We start from the raw sequence: 19269 nt of genomic DNA, 5'->3' as shown, positions 1-19269 counted from the left end.
AGCTAAGTATAAAAAAAGCCGAGTTTATCTCGGCTTTTTTGTGTGTGTTAATCCAGGCTATTAATGAACCCCTAAGTTTTTTTCAGCATCGGGTTTATCATGAATACCAAAACGCTCTATCATCGTTTGGCTCGCTTCGTTTAGACCCATTAGTTCAACCTCGGTGCCTTCACGGCGAAATTTGATGATGACTTTATCAATCGCAGCAACTGCCGTCACATCCCAAAAATGTGCTCGTGATACGTCAATAATGACTTTGGAGACAGACTCTTTGATATCGAAGGATTCCGTCATACGCTCTGCTGATGAGAAGAATACTTGACCGTCAACGTGATAATGACGATTACCTGCAGCATCCATATAGGTATGCACACTCATATAACGCTCGATTTTGTTGGCGAAAAACAACGCTGATAGTAATACCCCAATGAGTACTCCATACGCTAAGTTATGAGTGGCGACTACCACAGCAACTGTCGTAATCATCACAAGATTACTTTGTAGCGGCTTGGTTTTCAGCTCTTTAAAAGAGCCCCAATTAAACGTACCAATTGACACCATGATCATCACAGCAACCAATGCTGCCATTGGAATCAGCTTTAGCCAGTCACTCAAAAACACGACCATGAGTAATAAAAACACACCTGCAACCAAGGTAGACAGCCGTGTATAGCCGCCAGATTTTACATTAATAATAGACTGCCCAATCATTGCACAGCCTGCCATGCCACCAAAAAACCCGCTAACGATATTTGCGATACCTTGACCTTTACACTCTTGGGTACGATCCCCTTTGGTATCGGTCAAATCATCAACGATGGTCATGGTCATCATAGACTCAAGCAAACCGACGATCGCCAAACTAATAGAATATGGAAAAATGACTAATAAGGTATTTAGGTTTAGCGGAATATCTGGTATCAAAAATAAAGGCAAAGTATCAGGAAGCTGTCCCATATCATTGATGGTACGCGCCTCTGCTCCAAACAAAATAGCGATTGCGGTCACCAGTACAATACTGATGAGCGGCGATGGAATCACTTTGCCAATTTTGGGAATGTAGGGATAGCCATAAATAATCACTAGACCTAATGCTACCAGACCATAGACGTGTACCAAATTTGAGCCTGCTTGCGGCATCAACTCAGGAATCTGCGACATAAATATCAAAATAGCCAGCGCATTGATAAAACCAAGGACAACAGATTGAGAAACATATTTCATCAAATTACCGAGCTTTAAAAAGCCAAAGATAATCTGTATGACGCCTGTCAATACACTGGCTGCTAGCAAATATTGCAAACCGTGCTCTTTGACCAATGTGACCATTAACAGCGCCATGGCACCCGTTGCCGCAGAAATCATGGCTGGACGTCCACCAACGAATGAAATCACCACAGCGATACAGAATGAAGCGTAGAGACCTACTTGGGGATCTACACCAGCAATAATAGAAAAAGCAATTGCTTCAGGAATAAGGGCCAAAGCCACTACCATGCCAGCCAAGACATCGCCTCTCACGTTGCCTAGCCAGTGTTCTTTAATTGTATTTAACATTTTGAGCTCAGTTTTTGAGCGCAGCTTTAGTTTGCCAATACACGAAATATTTTGAAAGTATCTGAGCCAAACAGTCTGACACATTTTTATCTGAGCATGATTCCCATCAAGTAATAAGTATAAAAATGTGAACTGTCATCGTTAGTCAGTTGTTGTCATAACTTACTTTTCGTGGTTTGAGCTTGATGATTCATTTGATCTTAACAATGCAATAGAAACATCGAATGATGAGACAAACATAAAAGCCATGCGTATGCATAAGAAAAAGCGTCAGACGCTTTATAAGAGTCATTGCTGCTGAGAGCAATGTTTACTGAGGAGAGGGTCAACTAGGGTGGCGTATTCATCTTTGTGGTAGGTAGCTTCTTTGAGTGTATAAAATAATATTTGCAGGCATTCTAACATAGATGCGTTCGATTTATAAAATCCTATTTTGTTTGTGAGCGATAGACTTTGATGGGCTTATCCTTCGACAGCATCGACAAACAAATTTAAGCATGACTCACTCTCATTTAATTATATAGTGCTCGTTCCTATAAATTTTATGTCCCTTATGTTGATACTGCTTACCAGCATAATAGAGGTATGAAGAATAATCATTGTCCATCATGATTCTTGGCCCTTTTTCCGGGGAGTAGTGTACTCCAAAATCAATTTCTGAATTTGCAGGTATAAATCTCACTGTACCATCATTAATGAGCTGCTGTGGGTCATAATTTAAAATATCTATAGAAGGGACATTCTCCCACCATTCAATGAGATCTGTTATATTAGTAAACGAGCTATACCAAATATACTCCTCAGCGCCGTAATCAACTTGAATTGGAATGATTAAATTAGACATTAAACATTTACTCCTTTATTTTCATAATATTATCTTTACGGTTATATCAACCGTAAAGATAATGACCCCTGCTGTCAAATCCGTATAAACAAACTTGGGAGATTTTAGTTACGCAGCCTGACGATAAAAGTCAAACCACACCTGCCTTGGTGATCTATAGCCTAAACCCTTTTGAATCCTAGTTTGGTTGTAATACAGCTCTATATATTGTGTGATCTCGTTGGTCGCTGTAAACCTTGTTTTATACTCTTGATGATATACAAGCTCATTCTTCACTATGCCCCAGAAACTCTCTATTGGCGCACTATCAAAGCAATTACCTTTACCACTCATTGAGCATTTAAAATAATGCTGCTTGATAATTTTTTGATAGGCATGACTGCAATACTGGCTGCCTCTATCAGAATGTACAATCAGCCCTTGGCTTGGAGCTTTATTCTTAATTGCCATATTCAATGCACGACAGACTAAATCGGCGGTCATGCGCTTACTTATGGCATATCCAACAAGCTCTTTGGTGTAGAGATCTTTAACACCTGCTAAGTATAGCCAACCCTCAGCAGTCCAAATATAAGTGATGTCACTGACCCAAGACTAATTGGGTCGCTTAGCATCAAATTGCTGATCCAGCACGTTTGGATAGACAAGCCTGTTATGGTTGGAGTTGGTGGTGACTTTAAAACGTTTGTGACGACGGCATTTGATTCCATATTCTTCTTTAATACGTCTGACCATGTATAAGCTAATGTCATGGCCTTGCTCTATTAGCTTTGCATGCAGTCGATCAACACCATAACGTTCTTTAGTTTCACTGTGAGCCGCTTTAACTAATATCTCACAGTGATTATGGTGTATCTGCTGTTCACTCATCTCACGATTTATCCAGTCGTAGTAGCTTGACGGCTTAATACTTAGTACACGGCACATAGAGATGATACTAAAGACCTGTCTATTAGCTTTTATAAAGGCGTACCTTACTAGCTGTGCTTTGCAAAATACGCGGTGGCCTTTTTTAGAATCTCTCGTTCCTCTTCAGCCACTTTAAGCTGCCGTTTGAGCTGCTTTATTTCCTGAATAGCTGCCATAAGCTCAGGGTCATACTGCTCAGTTCCTAAAAGCTTGCCTTGATTGGCTTTGTTCTGCCAGTTTGATAAGGTTTGCATCGCTATACCAAGTTGCTTGGCAGTGGCTGAAACATTACCGTTGTTGTCTGCTATCTTCTTAACGGCTTCTGCTTTAAATTCTGTGCTGTAAGTTCTGATTTTCTTGGTCATGGTAAACTCCTCATCGAGTCGCTAGTTTACCAAGTTTATCTCTACGGTTTCTTCAGCATAGCTCACTACTGCGTAAAGAAGTAGTGGATTTATAAATCAAATACTCTTAATAATAGATGGTGCATTAACTAGAAAAGCCGAGTTTATCTCGGCTTTTTTTATACTTTAAAAGATTTAGTTAATTATTGGGTGTATTAAAGAGGGCAAAGATCGCAGCTTGATATCTAACAATCTATGTATTAGAAACTAGCGCTCGTTTTTTTAAATCAATAACGATGACTTCTATTTCCTCGACACCCGTATATTGATCAGAGATAGTTTGCCAATATCGCTTCAAAGCTGATGCCAACTCATCAATACTGACTGTTTTACCCTCAATTTTCCAACCCTTTGTTTGATTTAGTAATACCAAAAGAAAAATACCACATCCTGCCGTTTCTTCTCTTAAATAATCACCAACCAATTGATTTCTCAATCGCTCACATAATTTTGAGCCACTCCAGTTTTTATCGAGTAGCTTTAATTCAATAGGTACAGGTGATTGAATTTTTGGATTAGCAAGCCAAATATCCATTCGTTGCTCATTAGCTAGTTCAGGTTCTTCAGCAATGGTATAGTGACCGCCTCTGTGTTGATTTAGGTAGCCTGCTATTAGCGTTCTGACTTCGTTTTCTTCTGCCGCTTTTTGCCAAGTTAGCCATGGACTGTCATTGCCATTTTCGACCCAGTCTTTGAGCACCTTTAACTGTTGTACCGCCAACTCGAAAAGCTGTCTATGTGTTTGAGGAGGCAACACTTTAGATTTATGAAACTCCTTAAACTGTCTGGCAGACCACGGCGTTATGTCTCCATACCTCTCCGCCATTTCGTAAGCTCGTCTTTGCAGCAACAACTTATGTAAGCTATCTTTATGTTCTTTAGAGATTTGCTTAAGTGCATAATAGTTCTCTTTGCTTGGTGTCTCTACTAAATAATTTAATAATCTATCTCTAGCATCTTGAGCATCATCACGAATCGTTGGCGAGTACACTCCTTTGCCAGCTCTTTGTATATCATCGCTTAGCTCAATATATTTATGCATCAGCATATAAAGGGTCTTTAAATGAGTGGCTGTCTTAAATTTTCCTGCGTTATATACTTTTTTCTGAGTATAAGTTCCGCCTAATAAGCCTGTAATAAATATAGCTGCAGCTTGTTGCTGAGCATCTGTATTATTCAAATCAGATAGCCAGTCCTCAAGCTTTGAAATACCATTATCTGCATCATTATCAACCAATAGTGCATGCCACCAAGCCACTTCTTTATAGTCATCCGTATTAAGTGCTATATATTTATCAGCTAGTGTGGCCAGCTTTCCAGATTCAACACCACCCTCAATCAATATCTTCACACAATACTCTTTACGAATAGTAAGTGGACTGGTACGACCCATCAAATATTCTAATACTCTGCCCGCCATAAATTCATGAAGCCAAGGAGCATGATGAATCAAGTCTTGCAAAATATGACTCAAAGAACCCTCAGAACAAGAGGTTTCTAACTCCCAAACCAGCTCTTTCCACATAGCATCTTCTGTGGCTTTTGGAAATGCTCTATGCATTCTTTCAAACCAACTGGGAAAACCATGAATATCCCAAGTAATATAACGCAGTGCTGTATTCAGGTCATTAGTATCTAAATAGTTGGGGAAGTCACTGACTTCATTGGATTCAATTTCTAGACCAGACAAAGCAATTAATAAAGCGCTAGAAATTGAATTATCAACGTCTTGTTCTGATTTTAACCGAGGCTTATAACACCGCCAATAATTCATACAAAAGTCTTTGTACGCTAAAGCAACCTTATTACCAAATTCAGGAATCAGGCTTTTCCAGTTGGTACAATATAGACAACTGGCATCTACGCTATTTTTTCTTATCTCATCTAATAACCACACATGATTATTAGTGATTTCACCTTCCCCTACTGAAGGTGTAACAACTTCGGATGGATTATTGCATAAATGTGTTATCCATTTTTTCTTACTTTTTTCCCACTCTTCTTTTCTCTGCTTGCTCACACCTTATTTTTGATTCTTCTTCATACTTTTTCATTGCTTCACTGATTTCAGGATTCAGTAGTCTTTCTAATTTATCCTCAAGTACATCGCTTCCTGATACAGCTTTACGCAAATCGTCCAACATATCAGTGGGACAGTCGCTCTGATCATATATTCGATGCGCATTACCTAGTGCAACTAGCTTATCGCTGTCTAGCGTTCGTGACCCGATGTACGCAAGCACTCTTAAAAAGTCAGACTTTTCAAACCTCCAATAATTATCTCTATAAAATAGAAGGAAGTCAGAATTCAAAGGTCGAGGTTGATCAGCACTACTCAATCTTATTCTTTCGTTTTCTACACTGTACCAGTACAAGGCATCGTTCAACTCAGTCCACTGAGGTAATATATGGTGCAAATTCGTTTCACAAGCATCAAAACGAATTTCTCGATAAAATTTTAACTCAGCTGCACGAGTCAATACTGATAGTGATGTATTTGATAGAGCATATTGATTCCTTGCTAAAGTCAACCTTTCTATACATTTTAGCGCCACACTCATTAGCCACGCATCTTGTTTTGACACCTCGTCACTTTCTGTTTCATTCAATATCCTTATGCTTAGATAGCTGTGGAGCTTATTTAACAGATAAGTAGTAACATCACTATTTGCACGCTCAATAAATCCAGACACTGCTCCAGACAAAGCTGTGGGCGCAAATTCATTTGATTCGGCTAAATTAACAACCCCATGAATAATAAAATCAACAGTTGAGGTATTTGTCTCAGCCTCAACAACTAACTCTGATAACAACCATCTTGGAATCTCCTCATTAGAATCATTAATGCCTTGCCATACAGTATTTTTTTGCTCTTGAGTTCCAATTGACATAACTGCATTGGCAGCTATTCTTCTCGTATACTTATCTCTATTATTATCGATAATAACAGGTATCAATGCACTCACGCAGTTCGACAGTGCTCCTTGAAGCACCAATCGGCTGAGAAATAGAATGATATTGTCGTTATGTTTATAACCACTAATAAGTTCGAGCACATCACTTTCTAAAGCAGGCTGGGCAAGATTGGCAATTGCTGTATCGCTTCCTATGTAAGCTTTATAGCGATCTTTATCGATACTGTCGATAAGCTTTAAAATTGCTTTTTGTCTTGTATGTAAAGGTAGTTTAGAAGGATCACCGCCTTCAATGATAATTTCTGGTGTTATATTCAAAGTCTTAGCGCAAATATTGTCATCAAATAGAATTAGCCAAGACAGTACTGGACGAAGCAAAGGGGTAATAATATTTACGTCAAAAGGGTCTCTGAAAAAGTAAGACTCAATCTGTAAACGGTTATAATTATCTTTCATTAGCGAACTAAAAAACTCTGCTGCCAATAGCTCGCGTATATCCCTATGCCTAAATCGTACTGCGCCATATAGAATGTCGTTAAACAGTCCACTTTCTAATAATTTTTTGACATTACCTCTATCCCAGTCGTACAGTATGGTGTCTGCATCTATGCCCTTTTTATTATGCTCAGAGTCAGGTACATTAATTTCTGCATTTCCTGTTAATACTACAGCTGCCGCCAATCGCTGTGCCCCGCTGCGCGCCAAATCTGTATTTAATGCGGTACGAGAGCCAGCGCTATGACTCTCTTTCAACCTTAGATCAATATTATGTTGTATAAGTTCTAAGCGTCCATCAAGTGACTCATCATCTTTCCACTTATCGATTATCGTATCTAAGTCAAACGGTCTTTCGGCCAAGCTCCAAAGATCAAGTCTTTCAATCTCATTCAACAATTGGTGGGTATCTTCAACCCCCTTTTCTTGACAATACGTAGTAATTCTTTTTTTACCTAAAGGAAGCAAGCTATAAACTTTAAACGTATCGTTAGATTTTGTCTCCTTGCTAGTAGCGCTTTCTTGATAATCACTGCCTTTTAGCGGTAAAACTTCATCCATTAACTCTTGATCAGTTTTTGCTCTCCAGCTATAAGGTCGACTAGAAATGTATACGTGTGCTCTAAGCTGACCCTTCTTAATCGCTTTGGCAAAATACCGTATTGCTCTTTCGAATGCTCTTGGACTGGTAAGTAAGGCTTCATCTACAGAGTCTAGAAAAAACCATGCTTCTTCATCTGAATCTAACCAACTATCGAACGCCTTCTCATCGCCAACTTCAAAGCTTTCATAAAAATAACGATCAATATTTTCAATTCTAATAAAAAAAGCATAATCCCCGCTACTTTCTAGCAAAGTGGCTTTTTGTCTAAATTCTATTGTTTTCCCTGCACCTGCCTCAGCGAGTACAATACAACGGTACTCGATAAAAAGCCAATCCCATGACTTAGATGTTTCAGCATTAAATTTAATATGATGCTCAATATTTTGTGAGTCGTCTTTATCTTTAGAAACGTCTGAAAAATTTCTATTCAATTCGATATACTTCGACATATAAATTCCAAATTTTTTACAAGGAAATACCCTTCATTAGCCTGACCATGATGTATAGATAGAACCATATACGTTCTATCTATTGTTTCTCAAGAGCTATAAAATCATCAAATTCTGACACATTCATCAGAGCGAAAAATTAGTAGGTTTTATCCTATAGTGCAATCTTACACTATATACTATGCCAGAAATATATATGTACCACCGCTAGGAAACTGACATGATTGTTCGGCAAAAACCTCACCGTTTCAAAATATTTTTTACCCTTCGCGGTTCAATCATTCCAAAAATCTATCCACAAATTCTGTTAATCGCTCTACTAAGTACTTTGATTACGATTGTGCAGCACTGGATTCCGAACTCATTCCCCTACTATGGGACAGCGACCTTTACTTTACTCGGTGTCGCTTTATCATTGTTTTTAGGATTTCGTAATAATGCAAGCTATCAGCGTTGGTGGGAAGCTCGCAGTCTCTGGGGTCAGCTGGTGTACGAATGTCGCAGCCTCACTCGTCAAGTCTTGTCTTTTATAGACGAAGAAGACAAAGCTGGACAAAATTTGCAGAAAAACATGATTTATCTAACCATTGCGTTTACTCACGCTGTGCGCCATCGCCTTCGTGATACTGAGCCGTGGCAAGATATCGAGCGGTTTGTTGACCCAACGCATCATGCCAGCATGCGTCAAGCGCAAAACTTACCTAATTATCTAATGCGTTTAATGGGGAAAGCGCTTGGGGATATTCGACGTCAAGGGCTTACGTCAGAGCAAGTGATACAAAACATGGACGAACGTCTGACATCGATGACGATTGTCTTGGCTGCTTGTGAGCGTATTCATAATACGCCACTGCCCTTTGCTTATATGCTATTGGTGCATCGTACGACCTACTTGTATTGTATTATGCTGCCCTTTGGCTTGGTTGCCTCTCTAGGCTGGGCAACGCCTCTCATTTGTGCGGTGATTGCCTATACGTTTTTTGGTCTAGATGCGCTGAGCGAGGAGCTTGAAGAACCCTTTGGCATGGCTGCCAACCAACTACCGCTTACCGCTCTGTCACGTACTATTGAGATCAATTTATTAGAAGCCTTGGGAGAACCAGACTTGCCACCTGCTATTGCACCTATCAATGATTATCTGTCATAACGGTATAATGGCAACGCTCGTCGTTGCTTATGACAGCGCCTGACTGATCATGGTTGGATATCACGGTACTTGAAAAATCGTGCAGATACCACCATAAATAGCCCATAAAGAAACTCCCCTTAATAAAGGCAACTGTCCAGAAATTGAGTTCATTAAAAGCCTGAGCCTGTCTCAGCTTTTTGGCTTTGTTAAGGCCAATATTTATATAGCCAAATTCTTAGAAAAGCGAGGCATACATCATGAGTGATGATCAAAGAGACAATAGCCAAAACCCAGCAAACAAAAGAGCGGTGAATGTGACTGAGCTCACGCCCAATGAAGGCATCTTAAAAGGCAAAAAAACGGACATTCAAAATCCTGAGCTTTGGGATTTTCCGATGAACTATCCTTTAAGTATCATTGGTCATGAAGGCGAGCACGAAAGCTTGCTTAATGAAGTGAAGCTTATCTTGGGCAGTCAGTTCCCAGATTTTGATTTGGCCTCTATCGAAGTCAAGCCCTCTAGAACGGGTCGTTTTCACTCAGCGCGGGTCAATCTATATTTAACCAATGCCAATCAGGTCAATGCGCTGTATGCGTCACTTGATAACGCCAAAACGGTACGCATGGTTGTTTAATAAGACCGTCGTTATTTAACGGGATGATAGTTGGTTAAAACCACTATCTTTTTCGTCCAAATCGTCACTCGCTATTAATAATATACGGGTGGCGATTTTTTGTGGTTTGATGTACAATCTGCGCCCTCATTTTTATTACCAGCCTGCTCTTTATGGCCTGATAATTTGTGAAGGAATCAAAAGCAAACAGTCATTCCATTTTTACAAAAAATTTATTATTTTTCTTATTCTCGCTTAACCCTTGTCCCATCGTCCTTTGCCAAAATATGGACTGTCAGCAACATAGTTTTATCGTAAAATCAATATAGTATTTTCAAAACTTTCCCGCTATATTGTGCCTACCTACTAACAAACACGCTACATGTAGTACTCAATGATTTTAATCATCATCATGAGTAGCGGCAGCTTTTTGCCTAAAAAAACCTGTCGCGCTAGCGTTATAAAGAATGTCTGCCAAGTACCAGCCGTGCAGCATCACTATAAGTAATCAACTTAAGAGGCCAACATGACACATATTGATAAAATCCAAGTAACCAAACGTGATGGACGTTTAGAACCTATTAATTTAGAAAAAATTCATAAGGTTATCGCGTGGGCCGCTGATGGTTTAGAAAATGTGTCAGTATCGCAAGTTGAGCTAAAGTCGCACATCCAGTTTTATGAAGGTATTAAGACTCGTGATATTCACGAAACCATCATCAAGTCAGCCGCCGATCTTATCTCTGAAACCACCCCTGACTATCAGTATCTAGCCGCGCGTTTGGCCATTTTTCATCTGCGTAAAATTGCCTACAACAGATTTACGCCGCCCCATCTTTATGATCATGTCAAAACCTTAACGGACGCAGGCAAGTACGATCAGCACATCTTAGCGGACTACAGCCGTGCTGAATTTGATGAGTTAGAAGAGTATCTTGACCATTGGCGCGATATGAACCTTGCTTATGCTGCTGTTGAGCAAATGGCGGGGAAATACCTTGTACAAGATCGCGTGACCAAGACGGTTTTTGAAAGCCCGCAGTTCTTGTACATGCTCGTTGGCATGTGTTTGTTTGCTGGTTATGACAAATCAGACCGCCTACACTACGTCAAACGCTTCTATGATGCGACGTCAGAATTCAAAATCTCACTACCAACACCAATCATGTCAGGTGTGCGTACGCCATCGCGCCAGTTTAGCTCGTGCGTATTGATCGAATGTGGTGATAGCCTAGACTCTATCAACGCCACCACTAGCGCCATCGTACGCTATGTGTCACAGCGTGCTGGTATCGGCATCAACGCAGGTCGTATCCGTGCCCTTGGTAGCCCTATCCGTGGCGGTGAAGCACAGCATACTGGCTGTATTCCTTTTTATAAATTGTTCCAAACGGCCGTTAAATGCTGCTCACAAGGTGGCGTACGTGGCGGTGCTGCGACATTGTTCTACCCATTATGGCATTTAGAAGTTGAGTCATTACTGGTACTCAAAAATAACCGCGGTGTTGAAGACAACCGTGTCCGTCATATGGACTACGGCGTACAGTTAAACAAAACGATGTACACGCGCCTCATCAAAGGTCAAGACATCTCGCTATTCTCACCAGGCGATACCCCAGGCCTTTACGATGCGTTCTTTGAAGATCAAGACAAATTCGAAGAGCTATACACCAAGTACGAAAACGATCCTAACGTGCGTAGCCGTCAAATCCCAGCGGCAGACTTGTTTAGTCTAATGATGCAGGAGCGCGCCAGTACAGGTCGTATCTATATCCAAAACGTCGACCATTGCAACACGCACAGCCCATTTGACGCGACCGTTGCGCCGATTCGCCAGTCAAACCTATGTATGGAAATCGCGCTACCAACCAAGCCACTTGATAACATCAATGACGAAGAAGGCGAAATCGCGCTTTGTACGCTATCAGCGGTCAACTTGGGTAAAGTCGAAAACGTCAGCGACATCGAAGAGCCAGCCGAGCTAATCGTGCGTGCACTTGATGCCCTGCTCGACTACCAAGACTATCCAGTCAAAGCCGCTCAAAACGGCAGTATGCGTCGCCGTACGCTTGGTGTGGGTGTGATCAACTATGCGTATTACCTTGCCAAAAATGGCGTACGCTATTCAGACGACAGCGCGCTTGGTCTGACGCATCAAACGTTTGAAGCGTTGCAATTCTATCTCTTAAAAGCGTCAAACAAATTGGCAAAAGAGCAAGGCGCTTGCCCTGCATTTAATGAGACCACGTACTCACAAGGTATCTTGCCGATTGATACGTACAAAGCCGACTTGGATAAAATCTGCCAAGAGCCGCTACATCTCGATTGGGAAACGCTACGTAGGAATATCACTGAACACGGTCTACGCAACTCAACCCTAACCGCCTTGATGCCATCTGAGACCTCAAGTCAGATCGCCAACGCGACCAACGGTATCGAGCCACCACGTGGTCTGGTGTCTATCAAAGCGTCAAAAGATGGCATCTTAAAGCAAGTTGTGCCTGAGATTGACAAGCTAAAAGATCAGTACGAGCTACTATGGCAAATGCCAAACAATGACGGCTACCTAAAGCTGGTCGCCATCATGCAGAAGTTCGTCGATCAAAGTATCTCTGCCAATACCAACTACGATCCAGTTCGTTATGCAGGTGGCCGTGTACCGATGAAGATATTGCTAAAAGATTTGCTAAACGCTTATAAGATGGGTGTGAAGACGTTGTACTACCATAACACGCGTGATGGTGCGAACGACGCCCAAGCGGATATGGAAGATGATTGTGCGGGCGGTGCTTGTAAGATTTAAGTTTTGATGGATGGCGGGTTTGGCTATTGGGTTAAACTCGCTGCTTGGTTTTGTACCTTTGAATTTATTAGGGATTAATAAATGGAACTCAACAATCCAATTGAACGCTTAATAGTTTTTTTAAAGAATGCTAAAAAGATCAGCATTAATACTTCATCTATTAAAGCTTGGGATGAACTCTTAGACACTGAAGGGGATATACCCTTGAGAATGGAAAGAATCGCTAAGTTTCATAGGCTTATTGAGGAGGTTTGTCTCGAGCTATCTAACCTTGAGAATTATGAGGATGTTACACAGCCTATTATCAAAAACCTAAAAAGATTGCACGAAGTAAATAATTTAAACTCAACTTGGGGAAGTATTGTTAATGTAATTAAAGATACTACAATTACAGGTTTAGAGATTTTCGTAAAATTTGTTGGGGATAGATATACTTCAGATTATGATCTTGAAAAATTATTTTCTATAAAAAAAGAGCTAAGTGCGATATTGGAACAAACTTTAGAGTCTCAAGAAATTGAACCTGAACTTAAAAAATTTCTAATAAGAAGTTTAAGGAATATTATAAACTCAATTGAAGAATACCATATAGCTGGTATCCTTCCAGTTTCTGATGCATTGAACACTTCTCTTGGTAGACTCCTTACAGATGAACAATATAGAGAGCTTCTTAATCAAAATACTTTGGGCAAAAAAATCTCTTTGGTTTTCGCAGAATTAGCTAATATTACAACTGTGCTAACAAGTACTGCGCCACTAGTTGGAGTTTCTTTTAAGCTACTTACAAACATCTAATAATTGAATATATTCATAGTGTTGTAGGGTGCGCCCAGCGCACCAATGATATAAAAACTATGTTTAAAGGTGCGCAAGGCACATCCTACGAATTATACCCAAACAGAAGAGTCGTTAAGAAAAGAGAAAGACGCCCTAACAAGGCTTTTTAGCCCTGACTATAGCGGTATCCTGCTGACGACGATGGCGATGTAGTTTGTGGCTGAGCGTAGTATCGAGATAACAGGAATGCGGTCAGACACAATAGACTGCACGCCAGCGGCTAAGCAGATACAAGCGGTAGGCGGGATTGGCTCCCCCCAACATTAAATTTAACGCAATAACAATTAAGACCGAATTTTCGTGCTAAAATTAGCCCTATATTTAGAGCATAATTTTAACGGAGAATGAATCATGCAACCGATATTTGCGACGCAAACAGCCAGTATTTCAGAGCTAAAAAGCAATCCCTCTGCATTGATTAAACAGTCAGATGGTGAGTCGATTGCTATTTTAAACCATAACAAACCCGTGGCTTATTTGGTATCAACAGACGTCTTCGAGCGCATGATGGAAGCGATGGACGATATGGTATTAAGCCAGACTGTAAACGCACGGATGAATGATGGGCAAACACCTATCAAGGTCACGTTAGATGACTTATAGTCTTGAGTTTCACCCGTTAGCATTAAAAGAGTGGAAAAAGATAGCGCCAAGTATCCAGCAGCAGTTTAAGAAAAAATTACAGCAGCGACTATCCAACCCTCATGTGCCTGCGTCAAAACTCTCAGGACATATAGATACTTATAAAATTAAATTACGCACCATAGGGTATCGTTTGGTATATACCGTTAAAGATGACGTGGTGGTGGTTTATATATTGGCAGTCGGTAAAAGAGAAAATAATAAGGTATATGACAGTCTGGCGACGCGTCAGCCATAATTAAAACATACAGATAGAACTAAAACGATGGAGGTCATGTGCAATATACCGCAATCATCAAAGACGGTGGTTTGTTTATCCCAAACGTATTTTCAGACCTAAACGATGGTGGCTCGCATATCGTACAAGTCGAGGTTGATATTGCAGCGGTTCGTCAGCAGTTAGATGCGAGCGAAACGCCAAAAGCAGACGCGCCAAGAGTACCTAAAAAACAAGTAAAAAAGCAGACCAAAAAAGAAGTACAAAGAGCCGCAGAAAATGCTGACGTGAGTACACTGCGTAAGAGCGCTCTCGATGAATTAGAAGCATTAGATGATAGTGAGCTGAGCGAGATATTCAAAGCTTATATGAATGATGGACAAGAATCCTCACAGATATCCTTAGAAAATCTATAGTATAGTCGATACATTCGACACAGTATTTTTACAGCAGCATTTTTAACCTTCACATTAATAACCGTATCACTTATAAAGGCAGTCCCATGACTTACTCGATTTTTTCTCAAACGCCAAACGATGCGCTAAAAGAGCCGATGTTCTTTGGTCAGCCTGTCAACGTGGCACGCTATGACCAACAAAAGCATCCAATCTTTGAGCAATTGATTGAAAAGCAGCTGTCGTTTTTTTGGCGTCCAGAAGAAGTTGATGTGTCACGCGACCGTATGGATTTTAGCAACCTATCATCTCACGAGCAGCACATATTTTTGAGCAACCTCAAGTACCAGACCCTACTCGACTCTATCCAAGGTCGTAGTCCAAACGTGGTGCTCTTGCCACTGGTGTCTATCCCTGAGCTTGAGACATGGATTGAGACGTGGTCGTTTAGCGAGACCATTCACTCACGCAGCTATACTCATATCATTCGTAATATCGTCAATGACCCAAACATTATCTTTGACGACATCATGCAAAACGAACACATCTTAGGCCGTGCCTCTGATATTGCTCAGTATTATGATGAGCTATACCGCAACTCACAGCTATATAGCTTATACGGTGCTGGCACGCATAACATCAATGGCAAAGAGATCACAGTCGATTTACGCGCGCTGAAAAAACAGATGTATCTGTGCATCATGGCGGTCAATGTCTTAGAAGCCATTCGTTTTTATGTGTCATTTGCCTGCTCGTTTGCTTTCGCTGAGCGTAAATTGATGGAAGGCAATGCCAAAATCATCAAGCTCATTGCTCGTGATGAAGCGCTGCATTTGACTGGTACGCAGCATATGCTAAACCTCATGCGTAACGGTCGTGACGATCCTGAGATGGTCGAGATTGCCGCCGAGTGTTATGAAGAAAGTATTGAGATCTTCCGCAAAGCGGCTGAGCAAGAAAAAGAATGGGCAGGCTATTTGTTCAAAGACGGCTCGATGATTGGTCTAAACAAAGACATTCTGTGCCAGTATATCGAGTACATCACCAACTTACGTATGGAAGCGGTCGGCTTGCCAGCGGCGTTCCCGAACTCAAAATCAAACCCGATTCCGTGGATCAATACGTGGCTGTCTTCTGACAACGTGCAAGTTGCGCCGCAAGAGACAGAAATCAGCTCGTACTTGGTTGGTCAGATTGACTCTGATTTGTCAGACAGTGACTTCGATGACTTTGAACTTTAATAATTTTAAGCTTTAATGCATCTAAGCGTTAATGAATTTAAGCGGTAAGCATCTATTACATTTGCGAACCACTAGTAAGAAAAGTTTATACCAATTGCGCATTTATATAGTACTCAAAAATTCTGGAACATCAGACAACCAGTGAAATAGGATCAAGACTATGACTTGGGTAATGACCAGTAAAAAACAGTTTTACTTACATGATGATGAAAGCCTGCTCGATGGATTGCTACGGACAGGGCATGAAGTGAATTATCAATGCCGTGAAGGCTATTGTGGTAGTTGTCGCATCAAACGTATTGCCAGCTCCCATACGATTGATTATCCCTTTCATCCGCTTGCCATGATTGAGGACGATGAGATCCTACCTTGCTGTTGCCGTGTGCAAGGAGTGATTTATATCAATCATGAGGTTGTCGTAAAATAACTGTTTATACATTAAAAAATCATCAAAAAAGCGCGCTATCTCAACAGATAGCGCGCTTTTTCTTATAGACTGCTCTGGTTTCTTTGTTTAAAACCTTGCTAAATGTGCCTGTTATAAAGGCGCACCATCTCGCTCGAACAATTTTAATAGCTCTTCACGCATACGGTCACGCTCGGCCTCTGACATCATAGGTACTTCTTGCTGCTCACCTTGTAGGCCTAACTGGCCGTCTTCATCTTGCATCATCACCACTGGCTGTTCAACGGTCTCTTGCGCTGGACGCTCTTCTAACAATATCTCTACTTGCGCGTTTTTGCCTTGACGCAATATTTGTGCATTCAGCTTGGTATTAGGCGATTTGCGCGCAACATACTGAATCAGCGTGTTGGCATCTGTCATCTCAACACCATCAATAGTCAAGATAATATCGCCAACACGCAACCCACTCTTAGCAGCAGGGCCACCTTCGATGACATTTAAGACTTCTACCCCTGTTGAGGTTTCAAGCTGTGTCGGATCACGTAGCTGTGATTGTATCTCGATACCCAGCCAACCGCGGCTTACTCGACCATCTTTAATCAGAGCATTCATAACCTGCTCGACGATAGAAGTAGGAATGGCAAAACCGATACCCATAGAGCCGCCAGAGCGTGAGAAAATCACGGTATTGATCCCAAGTAGCTCACCATATGCATCCACCAATGCACCGCCTGAATTACCAGGATTGATTGCCGCATCGGTTTGTACAAAGTCTTCAAACTTATTGACGCCAAGACCTGTACGACCTGTAGCTGAGATGATGCCTTGTGTCACGGTCTGACCGACTCCAAATGGGTTACCAATGGCTAATGCCACATCGCCCACTCGAATAGGTTCTTCACGGAAACCAAGTGGCGTCAGTCCAGTCATGTCTACTTTAATCACGGCCAAGTCACTGTCTGGATCTGTCCCAATGACTTTAGCACGGCTCTTACGACCATCGTTAAAGGCAACCGTAATCTCATCTGCCTTTTCAATGACATGCGCATTGGTCACGATATAGCCATCTTCTGACACAATCACACCAGAGCCTAAATTGGTATTGCCTTGCTCTTGTGAGGGGCCACCATGATATTCAAAGAACCGGCGCAATACTGGATCATCCATGTAAGGGTGCTCTGTCATCGTTTGGGTGGTGTAGATATTGACAACCGACTGCGACGCTCGAGCGACCGCGTTATGATACGAAGCAATGGGCGCTGGTGTATCACTGGTAGGCGCTGAAGCTTGTTGCTCAGCTGGCGTGGTTCTTGGCGGCTCCCATGTATCCTTAGACGGCGACTTCATACTCATAAACAACCAGACAAATGCGGCAATCACTATCAGTAATAAAACCCAAGGTAACCATTTTAGCAAAGGCGCCTTGTTGTTGGTGTTCCGAGATGACGACATATAAAACCTCTATAAATTTGATACAAACGAACGAAAGTGAATGAAGTAAGAGAAACGTGCTGACTTCACATAACCTACCTAGTGGCAATTAGTGCAGAGAGGTCATCATAGGTGATGTTGGGTACAGGCTCACGTGCCTAAATTATAACTGTCAACACTGCCGAATTGTAACGTATCGTGTACCATTTCAGTTATTGCCCTTGTCTACTCTTTTGCAGTGTCATGTTAAAATGCAGGCTTTAAGACGCCTGCCATGTACAGTGACAGTCTATTCAGTGATAAGCTATTTGCAGCGCTTTCATTATATAACTCATTCATATTGACTCTAAGCACGCCACAATTATAAGGAAAATAAAAATGATCACTAACTCTGTCTCAACACCTACCATTCCTACTGGTATTAGCGTACAAGACTTAACGCAGTTTTGCGATGACTACCTATCGGTTGGCGCGTTTAAAGACTATGCCCCAAACGGCTTACAAGTTGATGGTGGACAATCTGTTCAGCGTATTGTCACTGGAGTTACTGCCTGTGAAGCGCTGATCGATGCGGCTATCGCAGAAAATGCAGATGTTATTATGGTACATCATGGTTATTTTTGGAAAGGTGAACCCGCTCCTATTACCGGAATGAAAGGACGACGCATCCGCAAACTGATGCAACACGGCATCTCTATGATCGGTTATCACCTGCCTCTTGATGCGCATCCGATCATTGGCAACAATGCCAAACTCGCAGAACTACTGAATTTAACCGTCACTGGTGCGCTATACCCTCATGAGTCGCATCCCGTTGGCAATATCACTACTTGCCAGCCACAAAGTGCAGGCAGTCTTATTGCTCACATCACTCAAGTATTGGGACGTACGCCATTACACATCTCAGCCAACTATCACGCCCCTAATGAGACTGACAACCGTATAGAGAGTGAGCGAATGATTGAACGCATTGGTATCTGTACGGGCGGCGCGCAAGATATGATTGAGCAGGCAGCGATCATGGGCTGTGACGCCTTTATCTCTGGAGAAATATCGGAGCGCACTACTCACATTGCTCGTGAGCTTGGCATAGATTATTTTGCCTGTGGTCATCATGCGACAGAACGCGGTGGTATCGAAGCATTGGGTCATGTGCTTGCTGATCATTTTGCGCTGCCTGTCACTTTTATTGATATTGAAAACCCTGCTTAAATACACCATTATTGAATAGCATTTGGCAAAGACGTTTGAAAAAATAAGACAAAGATATTTATTTTTTGTCTTATCACACCTATTTCTATGACATTCATTTTTATAAACCCATGAATAATAACCCTATTTTTTACCGTCTATAGTTCTATTGTTAAGTTTTATCGC

General features: G+C 41.4%; 15 protein-coding genes and 1 pseudogene. 10 read left to right on the top strand and 6 right to left on the bottom strand.

The annotated features are described in order from the left end of the window. Positions 1 to 60: 60 nt before the first annotated feature. The 5 genes and pseudogenes from FW759_RS08340 to FW759_RS08320 form a co-directional block, all read right to left on the bottom strand. Positions 61 to 1557 (bottom strand): SulP family inorganic anion transporter, encoded by a 1497-nt coding sequence (locus FW759_RS08340; protein ID WP_446442701.1) that lies wholly within the window; start codon positions 1555 to 1557, stop codon positions 61 to 63. Between the two features lie 508 nt (positions 1558 to 2065). Next, on the bottom strand, positions 2066 to 2401 hold the full coding sequence (locus FW759_RS08335; protein ID WP_443567306.1) for a hypothetical protein: 336 nt from the start codon (positions 2399 to 2401) through the stop codon (positions 2066 to 2068). 108 nt (positions 2402 to 2509) lie between these two features. Then, positions 2510 to 3675: pseudogene (locus tag FW759_RS08330) on the bottom strand (IS3 family transposase). 232 nt (positions 3676 to 3907) lie between these two features. Then, positions 3908 to 5734 (bottom strand): hypothetical protein, encoded by a 1827-nt coding sequence (locus FW759_RS08325; protein WP_446442700.1) that lies wholly within the window; start codon positions 5732 to 5734, stop codon positions 3908 to 3910. Beyond that, positions 5697 to 8177: a hypothetical protein gene (locus FW759_RS08320; RefSeq protein ID WP_446442699.1), complete on the bottom strand. Its 2481-nt coding sequence runs from the start codon at positions 8175 to 8177 to the stop codon at positions 5697 to 5699. The genes FW759_RS08325 and FW759_RS08320 overlap by 38 nt, the downstream gene beginning before the upstream one ends. Positions 8178 to 8397: 220 nt before the next feature. Here FW759_RS08320 and FW759_RS08315 point away from each other — a divergent pair, with 220 nt between their 5' ends. From FW759_RS08315 to yfaE, 9 genes are all read left to right on the top strand, one after another. Further along, positions 8398 to 9324, top strand: a complete 927-nt coding sequence (locus tag FW759_RS08315; RefSeq protein ID WP_446442698.1) for a bestrophin family protein — start codon at positions 8398 to 8400, stop codon at positions 9322 to 9324. A gap of 239 nt (positions 9325 to 9563) precedes the next feature. Then, positions 9564 to 9941 (top strand): YbeD family protein, encoded by a 378-nt coding sequence (locus tag FW759_RS08310; RefSeq protein WP_446442697.1) that lies wholly within the window; start codon positions 9564 to 9566, stop codon positions 9939 to 9941. Positions 9942 to 10446: 505 nt separating this feature from the next. Beyond that, complete coding sequence (gene nrdA, locus FW759_RS08305; protein ID WP_446442696.1) at positions 10447 to 12723, top strand: class 1a ribonucleoside-diphosphate reductase subunit alpha; 2277 nt, start codon at positions 10447 to 10449, stop codon at positions 12721 to 12723. Between the two features lie 81 nt (positions 12724 to 12804). Continuing rightward, entirely contained in the window at positions 12805 to 13518 is a 714-nt protein-coding gene (locus tag FW759_RS08300; protein WP_446442695.1) for a hypothetical protein, read from the top strand. A 393-nt stretch (positions 13519 to 13911) separates the two neighbouring features. Continuing rightward, positions 13912 to 14163, top strand: a complete 252-nt coding sequence (locus FW759_RS08295; protein WP_446442694.1) for a type II toxin-antitoxin system Phd/YefM family antitoxin — start codon at positions 13912 to 13914, stop codon at positions 14161 to 14163. Then, complete coding sequence (locus FW759_RS08290) at positions 14153 to 14440, top strand: type II toxin-antitoxin system RelE family toxin (protein ID WP_446442693.1); 288 nt, start codon at positions 14153 to 14155, stop codon at positions 14438 to 14440. Before FW759_RS08295 ends, FW759_RS08290 begins: the two co-directional genes overlap by 11 nt. A 38-nt stretch (positions 14441 to 14478) precedes the next feature. Next, positions 14479 to 14835, top strand: coding sequence for a hypothetical protein (locus FW759_RS08285; RefSeq protein WP_446442692.1), 357 nt, complete (start codon positions 14479 to 14481; stop codon positions 14833 to 14835). Between the two features lie 86 nt (positions 14836 to 14921). Then, a complete protein-coding gene (gene nrdB / locus FW759_RS08280) occupies positions 14922 to 16055 on the top strand; it encodes a class Ia ribonucleoside-diphosphate reductase subunit beta (protein WP_446442691.1) in 1134 nt (377 codons plus the stop codon). Positions 16056 to 16215: 160 nt separating this feature from the next. After that, the gene (gene yfaE / locus FW759_RS08275; RefSeq protein WP_062844351.1) at positions 16216 to 16482 is read left to right on the top strand and encodes a class I ribonucleotide reductase maintenance protein YfaE; all 267 of its coding nucleotides are present in this window, start codon (positions 16216 to 16218) and stop codon (positions 16480 to 16482) included. A gap of 111 nt (positions 16483 to 16593) precedes the next feature. On the opposite strand, the gene FW759_RS08270 is transcribed toward yfaE, so the two are convergent. Beyond that, the gene (locus FW759_RS08270; protein ID WP_062844350.1) at positions 16594 to 17913 is read right to left on the bottom strand and encodes a S1C family serine protease; all 1320 of its coding nucleotides are present in this window, start codon (positions 17911 to 17913) and stop codon (positions 16594 to 16596) included. Positions 17914 to 18270: 357 nt separating this feature from the next. Here FW759_RS08270 and FW759_RS08265 point away from each other — a divergent pair, with 357 nt between their 5' ends. Further along, a complete protein-coding gene (locus FW759_RS08265) occupies positions 18271 to 19104 on the top strand; it encodes a Nif3-like dinuclear metal center hexameric protein (protein WP_446442690.1) in 834 nt (277 codons plus the stop codon). The last annotated feature ends 165 nt before the right edge of the window (positions 19105 to 19269 follow it).

It is taken from the genome of Psychrobacter sp. 1176_08 (assembly GCF_052850615.1).
This window is presented reverse-complemented; position numbering and strand designations above follow the sequence as displayed.